The organism is Streptomyces sp. NPDC007901, assembly GCF_042959465.1.
Taxonomy (GTDB): domain Bacteria; phylum Actinomycetota; class Actinomycetes; order Streptomycetales; family Streptomycetaceae; genus Streptomyces.
The window spans coordinates 73,324-94,083 of sequence record NZ_JBIBKW010000024.1 but is presented as its reverse complement, the minus strand read 5'-3'; the positions used below and the strand labels follow the sequence as shown (position 1 = coordinate 94,083).

Below are 20,760 nucleotides of genomic sequence, written 5' to 3'. Positions count from 1 at the left end.
GGGTGCGCGAATTGGAGCAACCGTAGGAAGGCGGACCGGCACGCCGGAGGACGCCGACGGCCACACGGAGGACCCTGGCGGCCAGGCGGGTATGGCCAGGGCGGTCAACGGGCTGGCCGCTGCGGCCCCCTTTGTGGCCGCACAGGCCAGTCCGCGGGCGCTTGCACGCTGCCTAAGTTCCTCTCACGCCGAACGTGGCGACGAGAGGAGGTGGACTCGTGAAGGAGTCCGAATACGACACGTGTGTCATCGGTGCGGGTCCTGCGGGGCTGGCAGTGGCACGGGCGCTCGGCGAGCGGGGGCTTCCCTACACGCACATCGAGCGTCACACGCGTCCGGGCGGTCTGTGGGACATCGACAACCCGGGCAGCCCTATGTACGAGTCGGCCCATTTCATCTCCAGCAAGACCCTCTCGGGCTTCGGCGGCTTGCCGATGCCCGACCACTTCGCCGACTACCCCTCCCGGCGGCAGATCCTGTCGTATCTGACGTCCTTCGCCGACGCGTACGGCCTGACGGAGCGGATCGAGTTCGGCACCGAGGTCCGTGACGTGGCGAAGAACCCGGACGGCACCTGGACGGTCACCCGGTCCGACGGAACGACCAGCCGACACGGGCAGGTCGTGGTCTGCACCGGCTCGCAGTGGCACCCCAACATCCCCGATATCCCAGGTGACTTCGGCGGCGAGATCCGGCACGTGGTCGGTTACCGCAGCAGCGACGAACTGCGTGGCAAGCGGGTCCTCGTCGTCGGTGCGGGCAACTCCGGCTGCGACATCGCCTGCGACGCGGCCCGCGCCGCCGACCACGCGGAGATCAGCATGCGCCGCGGCTACTGGTTCATCCCCAAGCATCTGTTCGGCAGGCCGGTGGACACCCTCGAAGGCGTCGGCCCCCGGCTGCCGAAGTGGCTCGAGCAGAAGCTGTTCGGCACACTCCTGCGGATCGTCAACGGTGATCCACGGCGCCTCGGCCTGCAGAAGCCGGACCACAAGCTCTTCGAGACCCATCCGTCGGTCAACTCGATGCTGCTCCACCACCTGCAGCACGGCGACATCACCGCGAGGCCCGGCATCGTGCGCGCCGAGGGCCGCACCGTCCACTTTGCCGACGGCAGCAGCAACGACTTCGACCTGATCCTGCTGGCGACCGGCTACGTCCACAAAGTGCCCGTCGCGCAGCGCTACTTCGGCGACGAGCAGCACCCCGATCTGTACCTGTCGTCGTTCTCCCGCGAGCACGAGGGGCTGTTCGGCGTCGGCTTCGTCGAGACCAACGCCGCCGCCTACAAGCTCTTCGACGCCCAGGCGCAGATGATCGCCGGATTCGTCCAGGACAAGCGCCGGGGCATGCCGAACGCAGAGCGGTTCGCCCGCATGATCCGGGACGACCGCCCGGACCTGTCCGGCGGCCTGAAGTTCGTGGACTCCCCGCGCCACACCGGCTACGTCGACAGCGCCGCGTTCACCAAGTACCTCACCAAGGTCGCCGCCGCCATGGGCTGGCCCGCCGAGGGACGCCCCCCGGCCGTGCCGGCCGTCCGCAGCAAGGAAACGGTGGCATGAGCGGCTACGACTACACCGGCAAGGTGATGCTGGTGACCGGCGGCGCGGGCGGCATCGGCAGCGCGCTGTGCAGGCGGTTCGCGGTCGGCGGAGCCGTGTGCGTCGTCGTCGACATCGACGGTGAGCGCGCGCACCAGGTCGCGGACACCCTGCCCGGCGCCGGCCACCTGGGCCTCGGCTGCGACCTGCTGGACCGGGCCGGGGTGGCGGACCTGTTCGAGCGCGTCGCCTTCGCCTTCGGCCGCCTCGACGTGCTGGTCAACAACGTCGGAATGACCAGCAGCGAGCGATTCGACGTGCGCGCGGTGGAGACCATCGAGCGGGAGATCGACCTGAACCTGGTCTCCCCGCTCGTCGCGACCCGGCTCGCCATCCCCCTGCTGAGGGCCTCCGCGGACCCCCGAGTCATCACCACGGTGTCCCTCGCAGGCATCTTCCCCCAGGGCGAGACCCCCATCTACGCGGCGTCGAAGTTCGGGCTGCGCGGCGCCATGCTGTCCATCGCGCTCGACCTGGGCGACAAGGGCATCCGAGTCGGCTCCGTCCTGCCGTCGGCCACCGACACCCAGATGCTGCGCCAGGAGGCCGTCGACGGCGGCAACTCCCTGCAGTTCCAGGACCCGCCGCAGCAGCCGTCCGACGTCGTCGCCGCAGTGGTGAGCCTGCTGGAGCGACCGCGGCTCGAAGCGTATCCACGCGCCGGCGAATCACGCCTGGTCCGCTTCTCGATGCTGGTGCCGAACCTCCTCCCCAGGCTCCTTCCGCTCTTCCGCAAGCGCGGCGAGCGCGGCCTGGCCAGGTACCTGGAGGACCTGCGTCGCAGAGGACTGGCCCGGCACGTCGACGGCCGCTGGGAACTGGTGAAGGAGGCATGACCGTGACCACGGACACGAACGACCGCCTGCTCAGGGTCGTCAACCCGGCCACCGGAGAGACGCTCGACACCCTGCCTGCCGCCACCGTGGACGAGGTGGACGCAGCCGTGGAGCGGGCCCACGGCGTCTTCGACAGCGGGGTGTGGTCGGGCCTGCCGCCTCGGGAGCGGGCCGCGGTGCTGCTGCGCCTCGCCGACCTGATGGAACGCGACGCCGAGATCCTGGCCCGCCTGGACTGCGAGGACGCGGGCAAACCCATCACGGAGTGCCGCACCGGTGACGTGCCCGGCGCGATCGAGTCGATCCGCTGGTTCGCGGAGGCGGCCGACAAGGTCTTCGGCCGCGTCGCCCCCACCGGCCCCGACCACTTCGGCCTGATGAGCCGGGAACCCGTCGGGGTGGCCGCCGCGATCCTCCCCTGGAACTACCCGCTCGCCATGGCCGCCTGGAAGATCGGCCCCGCCCTCGCCGCGGGCAACAGCCTGCTGCTCAAGCCCGCCGAGGCGACACCCCGCTCGGTCCTCCACGTGGCTCGGCTGGCGACGGAGGCGGGTCTGCCGGACAGCACGCTCACCGTCCTGCCCGGCTACGGCACGGAAGCCGGCCGGGGGCTCGCCCGCCACCCCGGGGTCGGCGCACTGTCGTTCACGGGTTCGACGTCGACCGGACGGCGGATCCTGGCCGATGCCGCGGAGACCAACTTCAAACGGGTCTCCCTGGAGATGGGCGGCAAGAGCCCCCAGGTCCTGATGCCGGACGCGCTCGACTTCGGCGTGGAACTCATCGACGACATGATCGACGCCGCGTTCCTGACGATGGGCCAGAACTGCACGGCCGGCTCCCGGATCCTGGTCCACGAGGACATCGCCGCCCAGGTCGTCACGCGGTTCACGGCCGCCGCCGGGGCCCTGGTCATCGGTGACCCCGCCAAGCCGGACACCCGGACGGGACCGCTGATCAGCATCGCGGCACGAGACCGGGTCGCCGGCGCAGTGGACGAGGCGGTCGGCGCCGGAGCCGTGGCACACACCGCCGGGCTGCCAGGAGGCCTGCACCCGCACGGCGCCTACTACCCGCCCACCGTGGTCGTCGGCGCTCCCGACGGCAGCAGAGTCCTCACCGAAGAACTGTTCGGACCCGTGGTCACCGTCCAGACCTTCGCCTCCGAGCAGGAAGCGATCCGGACGGCGAACGCCACCCCTTACGGCCTCGCCGCCTCCATATGGACCCACGACCTCGACACCGCCTTCCGCCTCGCCCGCGGCATCCAGGCCGGGGTGGTCTCCGTCAACGCCTACAGCGAGGGCGACATCACCTCCCCCTTCGGCGGCTGGAAGCAGTCCGGATTCGGCGGGGCGGAGCGATCCACCGACGCCTTCGCCCAGTGGACCAGGGAGAAGACGGTATGGATCCGCACCCGCTAGTACGGCCGAAACCGGACGCGAATGCCTAAAGTGGTCGCCAGTACGGCCCTGGAGAGAAGCCATGCCCGAGGCACCCCGTCCGGAGAACGGCACCACACGCAGCACGTCGGCGACGATCGCCCCGGGCATCCTGCGCTACCTCAGCCAGATCTCCAGGGAGTACGGCGTCGACCTGCGGCCGGAACTGACACAGGTCGGTCTCACCGAGACCCTGCTGCGATCGGCGGCCCTGCGCGTCTCCTACCGCCAGGGCAGTGCCGTCATCCGACGCGCCGTCGAACTCACCGGGGACGAGAACCTGGGCCTGCGGGTAGGAGCAGCACAGCACCTCACCGCCATCGGTCTCGCGGGCTTCGCCATGCTCGCCAGCGACACACTCCAGATGGCCATCGAGACGGGCGTGCGCTTCCAGAACCTGTCCGGGGCCATGACGGTCTGGTCGGCCGGCCGGGAGGGCCCCGACTACGTGGTGCGGGCCGACCTCCCGGATCCGGTGGTCGACCCGAACGTCGCCGTCTTCCTCGTCGAGGAGGCGTTCTCCAGCGTCGTCACCCTCGGCCGCCTCGCCGCCGGCGCCGGCCTCGCACCCCAGGAGATCCACTTCGCCTTCCCCGCTCCGCAGGACGTCCAGCCGTTCCGCGACCTCTTCCGCTGCCCCCTGCACTTCGGCGCCTCCCGCAACCGGATGGTGGTGCCGCAGGCATGGATCAACCGGCCGATGCCGGGCCGCGATCCCGTCACCTACGCCTCGACGCTCGAACTGCTCGAAGCGCAGATGGCCTCGCGGCGCCGGCAGCAGGACCTCCTGGAAGTACTGGAGATCTCCGTCGCGCAGAGCCTCCCGGTCGTCCCCTCCTTCTCCGAACAGGCCCGCACACACGCGTCGAGCGAACGCACCCTGCGCCGCCGCCTGGCCGACTGCGGCACCTCCTACGAGGCGATCGTCGAGGGTGTCCGCCGCGAACGCGTCGAACAACTCCTGCACCGTCCTCACCTGACCCTCCGAGAGGTGGCCCGCCAGGCCGGCTTCTCCGACGAGAGAGCCCTTCGGAGGGCAGTCCGCAGATGGCACGGCATGGCGCCGCTGCAACTACGCGAAGGGTTCCTCAGCGCCCCGTAGGGCGCGGGGCCGTGTTCGATCTGCGGCTCCGCCGCGTGGGCGCGACCAGCCCCAACGGACTCGCAGCCCCCCACCACCGAACCCGGCAGACGCTTAGTGCACGTCGTTCGTAGCCTCGATCTTCTTCCAGGACTTCGGCTGAGCAACGGCACCCAATGCCTTCGCCGCAGGCGCCACCGGCTTCGACGGCTGGAACAGCCACGCGTCGAACAAGGCCGACAGCGACTTGCCGGACACCTTCTCGGCGTACTCCTCGAAGTCGCTCACCGAAGCATTGCCATACGCATGCTCCTTGGGCCACCCCTTCAGAATCGCGAAGAACGCGTCGTCACCGACCGCGTTCCGCAGCGCCTGCACGGCCAGCGCCCCCCGGTCGTACACGGCGATGTCGAACTGGTCGTCCGGCCCCGGGTCCCCCGGCTTGACCGTCCAGAACGCGTCGTCGGCCGGATGCGACGCGTACACGTAGTCGGCGAGTTCCTGCGTCGTGCCCTCGCCCTCGTGCTCCGACCACAGCCACTGCGCGTACCGCGCGAACCCCTCGTTGAGCCAGATGTCCTTCCAGCCCTTGAGGGAGACGTCGTCGCCGTACCACTGGTGCGCCAGCTCGTGCACGACCACCGACGTGTTGGAGCCGTTGGCGAACTGCTTGGGGCTGTAGTACACGCGGGTCTGCGTCTCCAGCGCGTACCCGGTGGTGGTGTTCGGCACGTACCCGCCGGCCGAGCTGAAGGGATACGGCCCGAAATAGCCGCTCAGCCAGTCGACGAGCTCCCCGGTCCGCTCCACGCTCGCCCGCGCCGCCCCGTCGTTGTCGCCGAGGTCCTTGCTGTAGGCGTTGACGACCGGCACCCCGCCCTCGGAGGTGCTCGTCGTGATGTCGAACCTCCCGACCGCGAGAGTGGCCAGATAGGTCGCCTGCGGCTTGTTCTGCCGCCAGTTCCAGCGGGTCCAGCCGAGCTTCGAACTCGTCGACTGGAGCAGCCCGTTGGAGATGACCTGGGTGCCGTCCGGCACGGCCACCGAGACGTCGTACGTCGCCTTGTCCAGCGGGTGGTCGTTGCTCGGGAACCACCACCACGCGGCTTCCGGCTCGTCCGCCGCGACCGCCCCGTCGGGGGTGCGGTGCCAGGTGGTGAAGCCGTACGCGCTCTTCGTCGACGGCACCCCGCTGTAGCGGACGACGACGGTGATCGGCGTGCCCTTCGCCAGCGGGGTCTTCGGCGTGACGACCAGTTCGTGCTGACCGGAGGTGGCGAAACCGGCCGTCGTCCCGTTGACCCGCACCTCGCTGACGTCCAGCAGGAAGTCCAGGTCGAAGCTGGACAGGTCCTCCGTGGTCCGCGCCAGGATCGTCGCCGTGCCCGACAGTTCGTCGGTCGCGGGCTGGTACTGCAGCCGGAGGTCGTAGTGCGAGACGTTGTAGCCGCCGTTGCCGTAGTCCGGGTAGTAGGGGTCGCCGATGCCCGGCGCGCCGGGGCTGTGGCTCGCGGCCGACGCCGGGATCGCCAGCAGCAGGGAGGCCGCCGCGAGGACACCCGGCGCGAGGATTCTGCGGTGCAAGAGAACTCCAGATCGGTAGGGGGGCCGAGACGCACCCGCCACACCGCGACGGGGAACGCCAAGTCGATGGAGCACCAAACTGTTCGGAGCCTATTCAGTCCCTGTGTCCCTCTACCTGTCCACGGCCCCTGCTGTCACACGATCGCCATTCGGCCGCAATCAGCTCCGCGTGTCCCTCAGGTGCCCCCTTCTGTACGGGAGTTGACCGGGGTAGCGTCCGCCGCATGCCGAAACGCACGCGCTTCACGATCTGGAGACCGCTCGTCCTCGCCGCCGTCGCCACCCTGATGGCCGCCTTCCTCAGCCCGGCCGCGGCCCAGGCCGCCGGCGGCGCCCCGCGCGAGAGCCGGCCCGTCTACTCGTACGCGAACGCCATCCGCGAGGCCGTCTGGGTGGACACCGGGCTCGACTCCGACGGCGACGGGAAGACCGACCGGGTCGCCGCCGACATCGTCCGGCCCGCCGAACCCGCCGCGCAGGGCCACAAGGTGCCCGTCATCATGGACGCCAGCCCCTACTACTCGTGCTGCGGCCGGGGCAACGAGAGCCAGCTCAAGACGTACGACGCCGCCGGTAACGTCGTCCAGATGCCGCTGTTCTACGACAACTACTTCGTGCCCCGCGGCTACGCCTTCGTCGGCGTGGACCTGGCCGGCACCAACCGCTCCGACGGCTGCGTCGACGTCGGCGGCCGCTCCGACATCCAGTCCGCGAAGGCCGTCGTCGACTGGCTGAACGGCCGCGCCAAGGCGTACAGCAGCCGCACCGGAACCACCGCGGTCAAGGCGAGCTGGACCAACGGCAGGACCGGGATGATCGGCAAGAGCTGGGACGGCACCATCGCCAACGGCGTCGCCGCCACCGGCGTCAAGGGCCTGAAGACCATCGTCCCGATCAGCGCCATCTCCTCCTGGTACGACTACTACTTCGCCCAGGGCGCCCCGCTGTACGACTCCGGGCCGGACTGGCTGGCCGGCGCCGTGGAGAGCGACGCGGCCTACGCCAAATGCGGTGCCGTCCAGCAGAAACTGATCGACGGCGCCCCGCGCAGCGGTGACTGGACCGGTCTGTGGACCGAGCGGGACTACGTCAAGGACGCGGCCAAGGTGAAGGCCAGCGTGTTCCTCGTGCACGGCATGCAGGACCTCAACGTCCGCACCAAGCACTTCGGCCAGTGGTGGGACGCCCTCGCCAAGAACGGCGTCGAGCGCAAGATCTGGCTCTCCCAGACCGGACACGTCGACCCCTTCGACTACCGGCGCGGCGCCTGGGTCGACACCCTGCACCGCTGGTTCGACCATGAACTCCTCGGCTACGACAACGGCATCGACCGCGAGCCGATGGCCGACGTCGAGCGCCACCCCGACCAGTGGGTGACCTCCGCCGTCTGGCCGCCGAGCGGCACCCGGACCACCACCCTGCGCCCGGCCACCGGCACCGAGGCCGGCGTCGGCACCCTCGGCCTGCGCCGCGGCTCGGGCACCGAGACCTTCACCGACGACCCGAAGCAGAGCGAGACGGACTGGGCGGCCCAACTCGCCACCCCGACCGCGGACAAGGCCGGCTTCCTCACCGCGCCGCTCACCCACGACCTGCGCCTGTCCGGCTCCTCCAAGGTCACCGTCACCGCCACCCCGACCACCTCGACGGCCCACCTGACCGCCGTCCTGGTCGACCTCGGCCCGGACACCATCCGGGACTACGCGGACGACGCCGAGGGCATCACCACCCTCGCCGACCGCACCTGCTGGGGCGAGAGCACGGCAGGTGACAGCGCCTGCTTCAAGAAGACCGAGGCCAGGACCAAGGCCGTCGGCTACACCGTCTTCAGCCGCGGCTGGGCCGACCTCGGCACCTACGCCGACCCCGGCAAGGGCGTCCCGCTCACCCCGGGCAAGGCCTACACGATCACCCTCGACCTGGCCGCCACCGACCACGTCGTCCCCAAGGGGCACCGCCTGGCCCTGATCGTCGCGGGCACGGACAAGGACCTCATCGATCCGCCGTCCACCACCCCGACGCTCACCCTGGACCTGTCCCGTACGGCGGCCCGGGTCCCGCTGGTCGGCGGCGCCGCCGCGTTCGACCGGGCCACCTCCGGCAGCACCTGGACAGCCCCCCGGGCGAACTCCCTGGACGGGGTCCGTACCCCGCGCGCCGTCCAGCGCGTCCCCGCGAGCTGACCCTCCCTCAGGCGGCCGGGCCCGGATCCACCAGCCCGGCCGCCTCCCGGGCACACCCCCAGGCCACCGTGACACCGGCCCCGCCGTGCCCGTAGTTGTGCACCAGCACCCCGCCGTCCGGCCGGACCTCACGCGCGATGCGCACCGCGTCCCGGACCGGCCGCAGCCCCACCCGGTGCCCCAGCACCCGCGCCCCCGCGATCTCCGGCCGCACCGCCGCACAACGCGCCACGATCCCCGCCGCGATGTCCGGATCCGGCTCCAGGGACCAGGCGTCCTCCTGAGCCGTACCCCCGAGCAGCAGACCGCCGGGCTGCGGGAAGAAGTAGGCGGAGGCGCCCCCTTCGTCCTCCCCCTCGTCCTCCTCCTCGGACGTGTACCAGGTGGTGATCCCCGGGTTCTCCACCACGACCAGCTGCCCGCGCACCGGACGCACCGCCGGATCCGGCACGAGCGAACGGGCCCCGAGCCCGGTGCAGTTGACCACGACCGGCGCGGGCACCTCGGCCAGCCCGCTCACCACCCGCTCCTCGACCGTCCCGCCCGCCTTGCCCAACCGCTCACGCAACCAGGCCAGATGGACCGGCATGTCGATCAACGGCAGCCGCGCCGAGAGACCTTCCCCCGTCTCGGCCAGCCCCGGCACCCGGGCCGCCCACGGACCCAGCCCGTCCAGCCGCAGTCCGCCGTGTACGCCCTCGACCAGGCGTACGCCCGTCTCCTCCGGCCGGTCCGCCAGCTCCCCGTACACGGCGAGCGAGGTGAGCGCCCATTCCCCGACCGACGCCTCCGGTTCGATGCGGTACGGCCACCACAGCGCACCGGCGACCGCCGAGGTCGTACGCCCGCCGGTCTCCCGCGCCCACACCCGCACCCGGCGCCCGGCCTCGGCCAGCACCACCGCCGTGGCCAGCCCGACCACCCCGGCGCCGACCACGATCACCTCGTCACTCCGGTCACTGCCCATGCCGGGACGTTAGCGGAATATGTCATGCCGCGCTCAGATCGTCCCGCTCTGGGGATACTCACAGCATGTCTGCCGCATACGCGACCTTCGGCCTGGCCCCGGCGATGCGCGCCGGCGGTGTCCGCGCCGACGGCGGCTACCAGGTCCACCGGGACTTCGTGGACTTCCTCGTCGACGGACGTCCGCTGCTGTTCCAGCTCTCCGACCTGGACGCCGTCTCCCCCCTCGCCTCCGACGTCCCACCCGCGATCTTCACCGCCCAGGTCCGCAGCCTGTTACTGGAGTCCGACGCCCCCCTGCCCGACGACCGGTACGTCATCTACGGCTGCCCCGAGTGCGAGGACCTGGCCTGCGGCGCGGTCACCGCGGTCATCGAACACGACGGCGACGACTACATCTGGCGCGACTTCGCCTGGCAGACCGCCGAGCACGCCGACCTGGAGCTCAACGGCTACCACGGCATCGGTCCGTTCCGCTTCCACGGGCCCGAGTACCGCGAGGCGCTCGGCGCCCTCCTGGCGGACTCCGGTCCCGCGCCCGCCCGCCGGGTCCTGCTGATCGGCGCCCGCGTCGCCCTCCTCGCCAAGCTGGCCGCCGCCCTGCGCACCATCGGCATCGGCGCCGACATCACCCGCGACGCCGACGGCGTCCCCGCCGAGGAACTGCGCGGCTACGGAGCCGTCGCCTTCGGCCCCGCGGTCGGCGAGGCCGAGCGGGCCGCCGTCCGCGAGGCGTTCGCGCGGGCGGGCGTGGAGGCCACCTACGTCGAGGGACTCGCCCCGATCGTCCCCCTCCTCGTCGCCCAGATCGAGCACGCCCTGGACCGCAGCCCGCTCCCGCAGCGCCGGCTGACCCGCCTGGTCGCCACCGACGGCACGGCCGGCGTCGAGGTCACCTCGCCCTGCCGGGTACGGCTCACCGCGTACCGCCTCGACCGGCTGTCCCGGCCCCGCACCCACGAGCTCTTCGACGGCGTCCTCGAACCCGGCAGCCACCGCATCCCCCTCGACGGCCGGGCGGTCAAGGGCGCGTCCTATGTCGTGGCCCGGACCTCCGGCAGCGTCCTCGTGCAGGCGATGGCGCGCTGACCGGGGCGAAACCGGGCTGAGGGCGCCCCGCCCGGCACACTAGGATCGGCGTTCTGATGACTGCCACCCTCGTCGCCAAGAACCTCGCCGCCGGGCACGGCGACCGCTCGCTCTTCTCCGGGCTCGACCTCGTCGTCGCGCCCGGAGACGTGATCGGTCTGGTCGGTGCCAACGGCGCGGGCAAGTCCACCCTGCTCCGGCTGCTCGCCGGGCTCACCGCCCCCGAGCAGGGCGAACTGCGGCTCTCCCCGCCGACCGCCAGCGTCGGCCACCTGCCCCAGGAACCGGAACGGCGGCCGGGGGAGACCGTCCGCGCCTTCCTCGCCCGGCGCACCGGCGTCGCCGAGGCCCAGCGCGTGATGGACGAGGCGACCCAGGCCCTGGTCGACGGGGCGCCGGGGGCCGACGACGCGTACGCCACCGCTCTGGAGCGCTGGCTCGACCTCGGCGGCGCCGACCTGGAGGAACGCGCCGAGGAGACCGCCGACTCCCTCGGCCTGGCCGTCGACCTCGACCAGCCGATGACCTCCCTCTCCGGCGGCCAGGCCGCCCGCGCCGGCCTCGCCTCCCTCCTCCTCTCCCGCTACGACGTCTTCCTCCTCGACGAGCCGACCAACGACCTGGACCTCGACGGCCTGGAACGCCTCGAACGGTTCGTGACCGGCCTCCGTGCCGGCACGGTCGTCGTCAGCCACGACCGCGAGTTCCTCACCCGCACGGTCACCAAGGTCCTCGAACTCGACCTGGCCCAGGGGCAGATCAACCTCTACGGCGGCGGCTACGAGGCCTACCTGGAGGAACGCGACGTGGGCCGCCGGCACGCCCGCGAGGACTACGAGGAGTACGCCGACAAGCGCGCCGCCCTCCAGGACCGCGCGCAGATGCAGCGCTCCTGGATGGACAAGGGCGTCAAGAACGCCCGGCGCAAGGCGTCCAACGACAACGACAAGATCGGCCGCAAGTTCCGCAGCGAGGCCAGTGAGAAGCAGGCCGCGAAGGCCCGCCAGACCCAGCGCATGATCGAGCGCCTGGACGTCGTCGAGGAGCCTCGCAAGGAGTGGGAGCTGCGCATGGAGATCGCGGCGGCCCCGCGCTCCGGCGCCGTCGTCGCCACCCTGCGGGACGCCGAGGTCCGGCGCGGTGACTTCACCTTCGGGCCGGTCTCCCTCCAGATCGACTGGGCGGACCGGGTCGCGGTGACCGGCGCCAACGGCGCGGGCAAGTCCACCCTGCTCGCCGCCCTGCTGGGCCGGCTGCCGCTGGACGCCGGGCACGCGGCCCTCGGCCCCGGTGTACTGGTCGGCGAGGTCGACCAGGCCCGCAAGCTGTTCCACGGCACGGAATCCCTGCTGGACGCCTTCTGCGCGGCCGTACCGGACACCGAGCCGGTCGAAGTCCGCACCCTGCTGGCCAAGTTCGGCCTCAAACAGGACCACGTACTCCGGTCGGCGACCACCCTCTCCCCGGGCGAACGCACCCGCGCCGCCCTCGCCCTCCTCCAGGGCCGCGGCGTCAACCTCCTCGTCCTGGACGAGCCGACCAACCACCTCGACCTGCCCGCCATCGAACAACTCGAGTCGGCCCTCGACGCCTACGAGGGAACCCTCCTCCTCGTCACCCACGACCGCCGCATGCTCGACGCCATCCACGTCACCCGCCGCCTGGAGGTAGCGGCAGGCAAAGTCACGGAACGCTGAAAGCGCCCCGTCAGGGGCGCGGGGAACTGCGCGCTCAGCCACAACGAACCCGCACCCGCCACACAACCCGTCGAGGCACCCTCCACGGCGCCCTCCCCGTACGCTGCGATCACCGTCGGACAACGGCAGGGAGGGACCATGGGCACACCGAAGCGCCCGGCCTTGCGGATCGTGAACGAACAGGACGTCCTCGTACAACTGCGCGGCACCCAGGACCGCATCGCGGACGCGATCACCGCCTTCGCCGGAACCATGACCTTCGTGTACCTGCACGCCCTGTGGTTCACGGTCTGGATCGTCTGCAACGAGGGCGTGTTCGGCGAGGGCGCGATCTGGGACCCGTACCCCTTCGGACTGCTCACCATGATCGTCAGCCTGGAGGCGATCTTCCTGTCCACCTTCGTGATGGTGAGCCAGAACCGCCAGGCCGCCCGCGAGAACGTCCGCGCCGACCTGGACTTCGAGACCAACGTGCGCTCGGAGGTGTGGTCCATCCACATGGGCCGTGCCCTCGGCGTCGACCCCGTCGAAGTGGAGCGGCGCGTCCAGGAGTTGCTCGCGGAGAACCGCGCCCGGATGAACGGCACCGCGACGAACGCCACCCCCCAGCCGCCCGAAGGCAAGTGATCCGTCGGCGGGCCCGGAGCTGGGACCGACGGGACGCCACTCCTCGTCGAGGCCCCGCCGCCACCGCGCTGCCGCCCGGCCCGTGCGGCACACTGCTCGGCGTGTCCTGCTGCGCCACCCCGCCGACCCCGGCGAGCGGGCACCGCTCGGTGCCGCCGAGCAACCCACCGACACCCTGGCGCTGCGCCCCGACCACATCCTCGTCGGTCGTGGGAGTCCACAGGCCCTCGTCGTCTCCCGTTCACCGTCCGCGCCGCCCGGCCTCCGTGGCCGCCCGCTCCACCCGGTCCCGGTGCTCGGCCCAGGCCGTCGCGTCGCCGGGGGCCATGTTGGCGCCGCTCGCCCGCTGTCCGGTCGCCCCGTCGACGAGTTCGCGCACGATGTCGGCGTGACCGGCGTGCCGTTGGGTCTCCGCGACCATGTGGGTGAGGACGCGGTGCAGGGTGATCTCCTTCGGCCGGTCACCGGGCAGCTGCCCGACCGCGTCCAGAGGCAGCGCGCCGATCGTCTCGTCCGCGTGGGCGCAGGCCCGCCGGTACAGCCCGACCGTCTCCTCGCGCGTCTCGTCGGCGCGCGCCCACAGGTCCGCGTTGGGCTCCGCATCCCCGGTGATCCACAGGGCGGTCCCGGCGAAGGGCCGCCCGAAGGTCGCCCCGAAGTACCAGGCCTCGGCCCCGGCGAGATGTTTGACCAGGCCGAGCAGATTCGTACCCGTGGGAGTCAGCGGCCGTCGTATGTCGTACTCGGACAGCCCCTCCAGCTTCCACACCAGCACGGCACGGGCGTCCTGGAGGTAGGTCTGGAGATCGGCCTTGAAGTCGGATGTCGTCATGAGCCCAGTCTCCGGACCCATGGATCTTCGTCCACCCCATTAAGGGGCCCCGGGTCAACGCGCCCCGTGAGGGGCGTGGGGAACTGCGCGACCAGCCACAACGGCCCCGCAGCTCCCCACGACCTCCTCTAGCTGTCGTCAGCGCTTCCCGTTCTTCCCGTCCAGCAACCCGGCCCGGCGCAACGCGTCAGCCATCGCACTGTTCGCCGGCGGCGGCGCGGCCGCCTGACGTGCGCCGCCCCCCTGGCGCTGCTGCTGTTGCCGCTGCTGAGGCGGACGTCCACCGCCGCCCCGCTGCGGTCGGCGCTCACCGCCGGAGGCCGGCGCCGCCGCCTCGTCGTCCAGCCGCAGCGTCAGCGAGATCCGCTTGCGCGGGATGTCGATGTCGAGGACCTTCACCTTGACGATGTCACCCGGCTTCACGACGTCCCGCGGGTCCTTGACGAACGTCCTGGACATCGCGGAGACATGCACGAGGCCGTCCTGGTGCACACCGATGTCGACGAACGCGCCGAACGCCGCCACGTTGGTGACGACCCCCTCCAGGACCATCCCGGACGACAGGTCGGAGAGCTTCTCGACGCCCTCCTTGAAGGTCGCCGTCTTGAAGGCCGGACGCGGGTCGCGCCCCGGCTTCTCCAGTTCCTTGAGGATGTCGGTGACCGTCGGCAGACCGAACGTCTCGTCCACGAAGTCCGCCGGCCGCAGCGAGCGCAGCACACCCGTGTTGCCGACGAGCGCGGCCACCTCCTGCCCGGACGTCTTCACCATCCGCCGGACGACGGGGTACGCCTCCGGGTGGACACTCGACGCGTCCAGCGGGTCCTCGCCGCCGCGGATGCGGAGGAAGCCCGCGCACTGCTCGTACGCCTTCGGGCCGAGCCGGGCCACGTTCTTCAGCTGGCCGCGGGAGGTGAACGGGCCGTTGGCGTCGCGGTGGGCCACGATGTTCTCGGCGAGCCCGGAGGTGATGCCGGAGACCCGGGCGAGCAGCGGAGCGGAGGCGGTGTTGACGTCCACCCCGACACCGTTCACACAGTCCTCGACCACCGCGTCCAGCGAGCGCGACAGCTTCACCTCGGAGAGGTCGTGCTGGTACTGGCCGACACCGATCGACTTGGGGTCGATCTTCACCAGCTCGGCCAGGGGGTCCTGGAGCCGCCGCGCGATGGAGACCGCGCCGCGCAGCGACACGTCCATGTCGGGCAGCTCCTGGGAGGCGAAGGCGGACGCCGAGTACACGGAGGCGCCGGCCTCGGACACCATCACCTTGGTGAGCTTCAACTCGGGGTGCTTGGTGATGAGTTCACCCGCGAGCTTGTCGGTCTCGCGGGACGCCGTGCCGTTGCCGATCGCGACCAGGTCGACCGCGTGCTCCTTGGCCAGGCGGGCCAGCTTGGCGATCGCCTCGTCCCACTTGTTCGCCGGGACGTGCGGGTAGATGACGTCGGTGGCGACGACCTTGCCGGTCGCGTCGACCACGGCGACCTTCACGCCGGTGCGGAAGCCGGGGTCCAGGCCCAGCGTGGCGCGGGTGCCGGCCGGGGCGGCGAGCAGCAGGTCGCGCAGGTTCGCCGCGAAGACGTTGACCGCCTCGTCCTCGGCGGCCGTGCGCAGCCGCAGCCGCAGGTCGATGCCGAGGTGGACGAGGATGCGGGTGCGCCAGGCCCAGCGGACCGTGTCCGACAGCCACTTGTCGGCGGCCCGCCCCCGGTCGGTGATCTCGAACTTGTGGGCGATGATGCCCTCGAACGAGGACGGCCCCTCCGTCGGCTCCTCCGGCTCCAGGACGAGGTCGAGGATCTCCTCCTTCTCGCCGCGCAGCATCGCGAGGATGCGGTGCGAGGGCAGGTCGGTGAACGGCTCGGCGAACTCGAAGTAGTCGGCGAACTTCGCGCCCGCCTCCTCCTTGCCGTCCCGCACCTTCGCGGCGAGCCGGCCGCGCACCCACATGCGCTCACGCAGCTCGCCGATCAGGTCCGCGTCCTCCGAGAAGCGCTCGGTGAGGATCGCGCGGGCGCCGTCCAGGGCGGCCTGCGGATCGGCGACGCCCTTGTCGGCGTCCACGAACGCGGCGGCCGCGGCCAGCGGTTCCACCGTCGGGTCGCCGAGCAGTCCCTCGGCCAGCGGTTCGAGGCCGGCCTCCCGCGCGATCTGCGCCTTGGTCCGCCGCTTCGGCTTGTACGGCAGGTAGATGTCCTCCAGGCGCGCTTTGGTCTCCGCGCCCCGGATCTGTGCCTCCAGCTCGTCGGTGAGCTTGCCCTGCTCGCGCACCGACTCCAGGATCGCCGTCCGCCGCTCCTCCAGCTCCCGCAGGTAGCGCAGCCGTTCCTCGAGCGTGCGCAGTTGCGCGTCGTCGAGCATCTCGGTCGCTTCCTTGCGGTAGCGGGCGATGAAGGGCACCGTCGAACCGCCGTCGAGCAGCTCCACGGCAGCCTTGACCTGCCGCTCCCGTACGCCGAGCTCCTCGGCGATCCTGCCTTCGATGGACCCTGGAACCAGGGACCCGGGTGTCGTCACGATCCCGTACCGCCTTCTCCACTGAGGTTGCGCGGCAATTGTGGCAGGTGACACCGACAACCGGGCCGCAGGGCGCCCCTCCACGACACGGACTCCCCACAAAACCCGCCCCGCCCCCGAACCCGTGGCTCTCCCACCGCGCTGCGGGGACCACGACGACGCTGTCCGGCGGTGCCGATCCGGCCCGTGCCCCGAACGCCCCCGTCAGCCCTTTCCGATCAGGTCCGCGGGAAACGCTCCCGTGGCCACCGCCGCACCCGTGAAACCGGCCGCCAGTTCGGTGAGTCGGGTCACGGCCTCGGGGCCGAGGTGTTCGTAGGGGGCGCGGTCCAGGCGGTCGGTCTCCGACTCGACGTGGGCCCGCAGGGCCACCCCCGCCTCCGTCAGCTCGCCCGCCGCATCGAGGATGCCGCGCTCGCGCAGCCGTCGTACCGCCGCGTCCCAGTCGTCCTGGCTCCAGCCGCGCGTGGCGAAGACCCACTTCGGGTTCATGCCCTTGCCGGTCGCCGTGTGGGTCACCACCGCCTCCAGACCGTCGAGCCCGGCCGCGAGCAGCGCCGCGAGATGGCCGTCGCCGCGGTGCTCGCGCAGCAGCGTGCCCGCGTACCAGTAGGCGAGGTGCGGCTGCTTTGGCGCCGGCAGGTCCGCGTGGGCCGCGTACAGCGGGCGGCCCGAGCGGGAGCACGCCTCGGTGGCGCGCAGCGCGAGCCGCGCGGCCTCGGCCATCCCGTCGGAGACCACCGCGTCGGCGCCGAGCAGCCGTCGCAGCGACGCGTCGACGGCACGCAGGCGCGCGGCGAGGACGTCCTCGGGGGCGGCGATCTCCCAGACCGCCGGTACGTGCCGGGCCACCAGCTCGTACTTGTAGTTGTAGAACGTCGCCGTCACCGTGCCCGGCCCGACCGGCCCCAGCGCGGCCGCCCGCACCGCGAAGTTGACGGCGCGCGGATGGGTGACCCCGAGCGCGGCCAGCTCCTCGGCCAGCTCGGGGCTGAAGAAGTGGGTCGCGTGCAGCGAGTTGAGCATGGTGTGGCAGCGGCGGCCGGCGCGCGGCTCCAGGGCGGCGGTAGTCATGGCGAACAGGTTACTGACTGGTCGGTACGTCCTCCAGGGCTCGGCCCGTCAGGGCGGAAGTCATGGCAGAAAAGGTGGGGAACTCGTCGTTGCGGCCATCGGGCGGCCCGCGAAGAATCGACGGCATGGCGCAGCGAACCGTCCTCGTCGTCCTCTTCGACGGCGTCCAGAGCCTCGACGTCACCGGCCCCGTGGAGGTGTTCACGGGCGCCGAGACCCAGACCCCGGGCAGCTACCGCATCCGTACGGCCTCCCTGGACGGCGCACCCGTGCGCACCTCCAGCGGGCTCACCGTCGTACCGGACGCGGCGCTGACCGAAGCGGCACCCGAGCCGCACACGCTGCTCGTCCCCGGCGGGCAGGGCACCCGGCGCCCCGACCCGGAACTGGTGGAGTGGCTGCGGGTGCACGGGCCGCGCGCCGGACGGCTCGTCTCCGTCTGCACGGGCGCCATCCTGCTCGCCGAGGCCGGACTGCTCGACGGCCACCGGGCGACCACCCACTGGGCGTACTGCGACAAGCTCGCCCGTGACCACCCGGCCGTCGAGGTCGACCCCGACCCGATCTACGTCCGGGACGGGCAGATCTCCACCTCGGCCGGCGTCACCTCGGGCATCGACCTGTCGCTCGCCCTCGTCGAGGAGGACCTGGGCCGGGCCGTCGCGCTCACCGTCGCCCGGCACCTGGTGGTGTTCCTGCGCCGGCCCGGCAACCAGGCCCAGTTCAGCGCCCAGCTCGCCGCCCAGACCGCGCGGCGCGAGCCGCTCCGGGAAGTCCAGCAGTGGATCACCGAGCACCCGGAGGGCGACCTCGGCGTCGAGGCCCTGGCCGCCCGTGCCGCCCTCTCGCCCCGCCACTTCGCCCGTGCCTTCCAGGCCGAGACCGGGACGACCCCCGGCCGCTATGTCGACCGGGTCCGGCTGGAGCACGCCCGCCGGCTCCTGGAGGACACCGGCGACGGCGTCGAGGCGGTCTCCCGCGCCAGCGGCTACGGCACGCCCGAGGCGATGCGCCGCGCCTTTCTCAAGGCCCTGGGCGCGACCCCCGCCGAGTACCGGCGCAGGTTCCGCCCGGCCCCCGTCAGCCAACCCGGTTAGGAGAGCCATGCAGATCGCGATCGTCCTCTACGACCGCTTCACCGCCCTGGACGCCGTAGGACCCTACGAGACCCTGGGCCGTCTCCCGGACGCCGAGCTCGTCTTCGTCGCCGAGCGGGCCGGCCCGGTCCGCACGGACAACGGCAACCTCGCGCTGACCGCCGAGAAGACCTTCGCCGAGGTGCCCGGCCCCGATGTCGTGGTCGTCCCGGGCGGCCCCGGACAGACCCCGCAGATGGAGAACCAGGCCCTCCTGGAGTGGATCCGTGCCGCCGACGCCACCAGCACCTGGACCACCTCGGTGTGCACCGGCTCCCTGCTGCTCGCCGCCGCCGGGCTCCTCGCCGGGCGCCGCGCGACCTCGCACTGGCTGGCCCTCGACGAGCTGCGGAGGTTCGGCGCGGAGCCGACGGGGGAGCGGGTCGTCCTCGACGGCAAGTACGTCACCGCGGCCGGTGTCTCCTCCGGCATCGACATGGGGCTCACCCTGATCGGCCGGATCGCCGGGGACGTCGTCGCCCAGGCCGTACAGCTGGGCATCGAGTACGACCCGCAGCCGCCCTACGACGCGGGATCCCCCGAGAAGGCGCCCGCCGAGGTCGTCGGCCTGCTCCGCTCGTCGAGCCGGTTCATCCTCGGCCGGGAACAGCCCAGCTGAACCGCGGCCGACGGCGCTCCAGGAACGCGGCGACGCCCTCGGCGGTGTCGCCGCTGCCCCGCGCCTGCTCGCTCCAGTGGGCGTCCCGGTCGGTGCGGCCGTTCGCGAACTCCTTCGCGGCGGCCTGCGTCAGCTGGGAGCGCGCCACCAGGGTCCGGGTGAACTCGGCCACCCGCTTGTCCAGCTCGCCCTCGGGCAGCACCTCGTCGACCAGGCCGGTGCGCAGCGCCCGCTGCGCGTCGATCAACTCGCCCGAGAAGAGCAGGTACTTGGTGGTGGCGGGGCCGACGAGGGAGACCAGGCGCCGGGTGGAGGAGGCCGGGTAGACGATGCCGAGCTTGGCCGGTGTCACCCCGAACAGCGCGCCCTCCTCGGCGAACCGCAGATCGCAGGCGGCGGCGAGCTGCGAGCCGCCGCCGACACAGTGGCCGCGCACCGCCGCGAGCGTCGGCTTGGGGAACGCGGCGAGCGCCTCCTCGGCGGCGCCGGCGAGGTGCTGCGCCTCGGCGGGGGAGTCCCGGAGGGTGGAGATGTCGGCGCCGGCGCAGAAGGTGTCCCCTTCGCCGGTCAGCACGAGGGTCCGTACGGCGGGGTCGGCGGACAGCTCGTCGAGGAGGGGCGGGAGGGCTCGCCACATCGCCGCGGTCATCGCGTTGCGTTTGGCGGCGTTGCCCATGACCACGGTGGCAACGGCGTCTTCGACCCGGTGGGTGAGGCGAGGCTCCATGATGCGGGATGGTATCCGCGTCCGGGAGGGAGTTCCCCGCACCCCCGGCGGGGTTGCAGTACAACCCGAATAGTTCGCGAAGTCGGCTTTTGCAGGGACAGGATCGGTCCCTCACGTGACGTTGTCATACGCCAACGGTCAGATCCGCTCGATAGTAGCTGACTTGTGTTCAGTCATCCGGAGCGGCGCGGGTCGTTACCAACACTCGACGTGTGGTGACAATCGAGCGCGAGGGTGGCGACCGGACGATGGAGAACCACGGGCGCGGGCACGACCCGCGTCCAGAGGCGGGCGGCGCGCCGCCGGATCCGCTGCCGTACGAAGGAGTCTGGCGGTTCACCGCCGCCGCCGTGGACGCCTCGGTCCCGCAGGCGCGGCGCGCCGTACGGGACCTGCTCCAGCGCCAGGGCGTCCCGATCTCGGACGACCTGGGGTACGGGCTGTTGCTGATCGTCTCGGAGCTGGTCACCAACGCGGTCAAGCACGCGGCGCTGCTGTCGCCGGTGCTCGCCGTCGAGGTCGCCGTCGGCGCCGAGTGGGTGCGGGTGTCGGTGGAGGACAACCACCCCTACCGCCCGACCGCCCTGGAGGCCGACCACGGCCAGCTCGGCGGCCGGGGGTTGCTGCTCGTCCGGGAGGTGGCCCGGGAGGCGGGCGGGGTCGTGGACGTGGAGCACACGTCGAGTGGCGGCAAGGTGATCTGGGCCGCCCTGCCGCTCAAACCCGCGGTGCTGCCCTGAGGG

17 protein-coding genes are annotated in these 20,760 nt (G+C 71.8%); 11 read left to right on the top strand and 6 right to left on the bottom strand.

Annotation, left to right across the window (positions count from 1 at the left end; all coding sequences use genetic code 11):
• Positions 1-218: 218 nt before the first annotated feature.
• The 4 genes from ACFZDK_RS46655 (at position 219) to ACFZDK_RS46640 (ending at position 4,984) form a co-directional block, all read left to right on the top strand.
• Positions 219-1,565 (top strand): NAD(P)-binding domain-containing protein, encoded by a 1,347-nt coding sequence (locus tag ACFZDK_RS46655; protein ID WP_390982828.1) that lies wholly within the window; start codon positions 219-221, stop codon positions 1,563-1,565.
• Positions 1,562-2,440, top strand: a complete 879-nt coding sequence (locus ACFZDK_RS46650; protein ID WP_390982824.1) for an SDR family NAD(P)-dependent oxidoreductase — start codon at positions 1,562-1,564, stop codon at positions 2,438-2,440. The genes ACFZDK_RS46655 and ACFZDK_RS46650 overlap by 4 nt, the downstream gene beginning before the upstream one ends.
• Positions 2,437-3,864, top strand: a complete 1,428-nt coding sequence (locus ACFZDK_RS46645; protein ID WP_390982821.1) for an aldehyde dehydrogenase family protein — start codon at positions 2,437-2,439, stop codon at positions 3,862-3,864. Before ACFZDK_RS46650 ends, ACFZDK_RS46645 begins: the two co-directional genes overlap by 4 nt.
• Positions 3,865-3,925: 61 nt before the next feature.
• Entirely contained in the window at positions 3,926-4,984 is a 1,059-nt protein-coding gene (locus ACFZDK_RS46640) for an AraC family transcriptional regulator ligand-binding domain-containing protein (protein WP_390982818.1), read from the top strand.
• Positions 4,985-5,077: 93 nt separating this feature from the next.
• On the opposite strand, the gene ACFZDK_RS46635 is transcribed toward ACFZDK_RS46640, so the two are convergent.
• On the bottom strand, positions 5,078-6,547 hold the full coding sequence (locus ACFZDK_RS46635; protein WP_390982815.1) for a M1 family aminopeptidase: 1,470 nt from the start codon (positions 6,545-6,547) through the stop codon (positions 5,078-5,080).
• A gap of 224 nt (positions 6,548-6,771) precedes the next feature.
• Between ACFZDK_RS46635 and ACFZDK_RS46630 the strand changes: the two genes are divergently transcribed.
• Positions 6,772-8,730, top strand: coding sequence for a Xaa-Pro dipeptidyl-peptidase (locus tag ACFZDK_RS46630; protein WP_390982812.1), 1,959 nt, complete (start codon positions 6,772-6,774; stop codon positions 8,728-8,730).
• A 7-nt stretch (positions 8,731-8,737) separates the two neighbouring features.
• Here ACFZDK_RS46630 and ACFZDK_RS46625 read toward each other — a convergent pair whose 3' ends face one another.
• On the bottom strand, positions 8,738-9,697 hold the full coding sequence (locus tag ACFZDK_RS46625) for an FAD-dependent oxidoreductase (protein ID WP_390982809.1): 960 nt from the start codon (positions 9,695-9,697) through the stop codon (positions 8,738-8,740).
• A 65-nt stretch (positions 9,698-9,762) separates the two neighbouring features.
• On the opposite strand from ACFZDK_RS46625, the gene ACFZDK_RS46620 reads away from it, so the two are divergent.
• The 3 genes from ACFZDK_RS46620 (at position 9,763) to ACFZDK_RS46610 (ending at position 13,109) form a co-directional block, all read left to right on the top strand.
• Positions 9,763-10,785 carry an oxidoreductase gene (locus ACFZDK_RS46620; protein ID WP_390982806.1) on the top strand — a complete coding sequence of 341 codons (1,023 nt, stop codon included), beginning with the start codon at positions 9,763-9,765 and terminating at the stop codon, positions 10,783-10,785.
• 56 nt (positions 10,786-10,841) lie between these two features.
• The gene (locus ACFZDK_RS46615; protein ID WP_390982803.1) at positions 10,842-12,482 is read left to right on the top strand and encodes an ATP-binding cassette domain-containing protein; all 1,641 of its coding nucleotides are present in this window, start codon (positions 10,842-10,844) and stop codon (positions 12,480-12,482) included.
• Between the two features lie 138 nt (positions 12,483-12,620).
• Entirely contained in the window at positions 12,621-13,109 is a 489-nt protein-coding gene (locus ACFZDK_RS46610; protein ID WP_390982800.1) for a DUF1003 domain-containing protein, read from the top strand.
• 241 nt (positions 13,110-13,350) lie between these two features.
• On the opposite strand, the gene ACFZDK_RS46605 is transcribed toward ACFZDK_RS46610, so the two are convergent.
• The 3 genes from ACFZDK_RS46605 to ACFZDK_RS46595 all read right to left on the bottom strand — a co-directional run bounded on the left by ACFZDK_RS46605 (position 13,351) and on the right by ACFZDK_RS46595 (position 17,535).
• The gene (locus tag ACFZDK_RS46605) at positions 13,351-13,941 is read right to left on the bottom strand and encodes a DUF664 domain-containing protein (RefSeq protein ID WP_390982797.1); all 591 of its coding nucleotides are present in this window, start codon (positions 13,939-13,941) and stop codon (positions 13,351-13,353) included.
• A gap of 138 nt (positions 13,942-14,079) precedes the next feature.
• Positions 14,080-16,461 carry a helix-hairpin-helix domain-containing protein gene (locus ACFZDK_RS46600; RefSeq protein WP_390982794.1) on the bottom strand — a complete coding sequence of 794 codons (2,382 nt, stop codon included), beginning with the start codon at positions 16,459-16,461 and terminating at the stop codon, positions 14,080-14,082.
• A gap of 204 nt (positions 16,462-16,665) precedes the next feature.
• Positions 16,666-17,535, bottom strand: a complete 870-nt coding sequence (locus ACFZDK_RS46595; protein ID WP_390982791.1) for a hypothetical protein — start codon at positions 17,533-17,535, stop codon at positions 16,666-16,668.
• Between the two features lie 125 nt (positions 17,536-17,660).
• Here ACFZDK_RS46595 and ACFZDK_RS46590 point away from each other — a divergent pair, with 125 nt between their 5' ends.
• Positions 17,661-18,632 carry a DJ-1/PfpI family protein gene (locus tag ACFZDK_RS46590; protein ID WP_390982788.1) on the top strand — a complete coding sequence of 324 codons (972 nt, stop codon included), beginning with the start codon at positions 17,661-17,663 and terminating at the stop codon, positions 18,630-18,632.
• Positions 18,633-18,639: 7 nt separating this feature from the next.
• Positions 18,640-19,290, top strand: a complete 651-nt coding sequence (locus ACFZDK_RS46585) for a DJ-1/PfpI family protein (RefSeq protein ID WP_390982785.1) — start codon at positions 18,640-18,642, stop codon at positions 19,288-19,290.
• On the opposite strand, the gene ACFZDK_RS46580 is transcribed toward ACFZDK_RS46585, so the two are convergent.
• On the bottom strand, positions 19,262-20,017 hold the full coding sequence (locus ACFZDK_RS46580; RefSeq protein ID WP_390982782.1) for an enoyl-CoA hydratase-related protein: 756 nt from the start codon (positions 20,015-20,017) through the stop codon (positions 19,262-19,264). The two genes, ACFZDK_RS46585 and ACFZDK_RS46580, sit on opposite strands and share 29 nt — an antisense overlap.
• Before the next feature lie 248 nt (positions 20,018-20,265).
• Here ACFZDK_RS46580 and ACFZDK_RS46575 point away from each other — a divergent pair, with 248 nt between their 5' ends.
• A complete protein-coding gene (locus ACFZDK_RS46575; RefSeq protein ID WP_390982947.1) occupies positions 20,266-20,757 on the top strand; it encodes an ATP-binding protein in 492 nt (163 codons plus the stop codon).
• Positions 20,758-20,760: the final 3 nt, after the last annotated feature.

What these genes read in the sequence shown, in the direction of transcription:
- ACFZDK_RS46585 (WP_390982785.1), top strand. Translation starts at nt 18,640, where the DNA reads ATGCAGATCGCGATCGTCCTCTACGACCGCTTCACCGCCCTGGACGCC.
- ACFZDK_RS46620 (WP_390982806.1), top strand. Translation starts at nt 9,763, where the DNA reads ATGTCTGCCGCATACGCGACCTTCGGCCTGGCCCCGGCGATGCGCGCC.
- ACFZDK_RS46605 (WP_390982797.1), bottom strand. Translation starts at nt 13,941, where the DNA reads ATGACGACATCCGACTTCAAGGCCGATCTCCAGACCTACCTCCAGGAC.
- ACFZDK_RS46650 (WP_390982824.1), top strand. Translation starts at nt 1,562, where the DNA reads ATGAGCGGCTACGACTACACCGGCAAGGTGATGCTGGTGACCGGCGGC.
- ACFZDK_RS46645 (WP_390982821.1), top strand. Translation starts at nt 2,437, where the DNA reads ATGACCGTGACCACGGACACGAACGACCGCCTGCTCAGGGTCGTCAAC.
- ACFZDK_RS46575 (WP_390982947.1), top strand. Translation starts at nt 20,266, where the DNA reads ATGGAGAACCACGGGCGCGGGCACGACCCGCGTCCAGAGGCGGGCGGC.
- ACFZDK_RS46615 (WP_390982803.1), top strand. Translation starts at nt 10,842, where the DNA reads ATGACTGCCACCCTCGTCGCCAAGAACCTCGCCGCCGGGCACGGCGAC.
- ACFZDK_RS46625 (WP_390982809.1), bottom strand. Translation starts at nt 9,697, where the DNA reads ATGGGCAGTGACCGGAGTGACGAGGTGATCGTGGTCGGCGCCGGGGTG.
- ACFZDK_RS46595 (WP_390982791.1), bottom strand. Translation starts at nt 17,535, where the DNA reads ATGACTACCGCCGCCCTGGAGCCGCGCGCCGGCCGCCGCTGCCACACC.
- ACFZDK_RS46640 (WP_390982818.1), top strand. Translation starts at nt 3,926, where the DNA reads ATGCCCGAGGCACCCCGTCCGGAGAACGGCACCACACGCAGCACGTCG.
- ACFZDK_RS46590 (WP_390982788.1), top strand. Translation starts at nt 17,661, where the DNA reads ATGGCGCAGCGAACCGTCCTCGTCGTCCTCTTCGACGGCGTCCAGAGC.
- ACFZDK_RS46630 (WP_390982812.1), top strand. Translation starts at nt 6,772, where the DNA reads ATGCCGAAACGCACGCGCTTCACGATCTGGAGACCGCTCGTCCTCGCC.
- ACFZDK_RS46580 (WP_390982782.1), bottom strand. Translation starts at nt 20,017, where the DNA reads ATGGAGCCTCGCCTCACCCACCGGGTCGAAGACGCCGTTGCCACCGTG.
- ACFZDK_RS46610 (WP_390982800.1), top strand. Translation starts at nt 12,621, where the DNA reads ATGGGCACACCGAAGCGCCCGGCCTTGCGGATCGTGAACGAACAGGAC.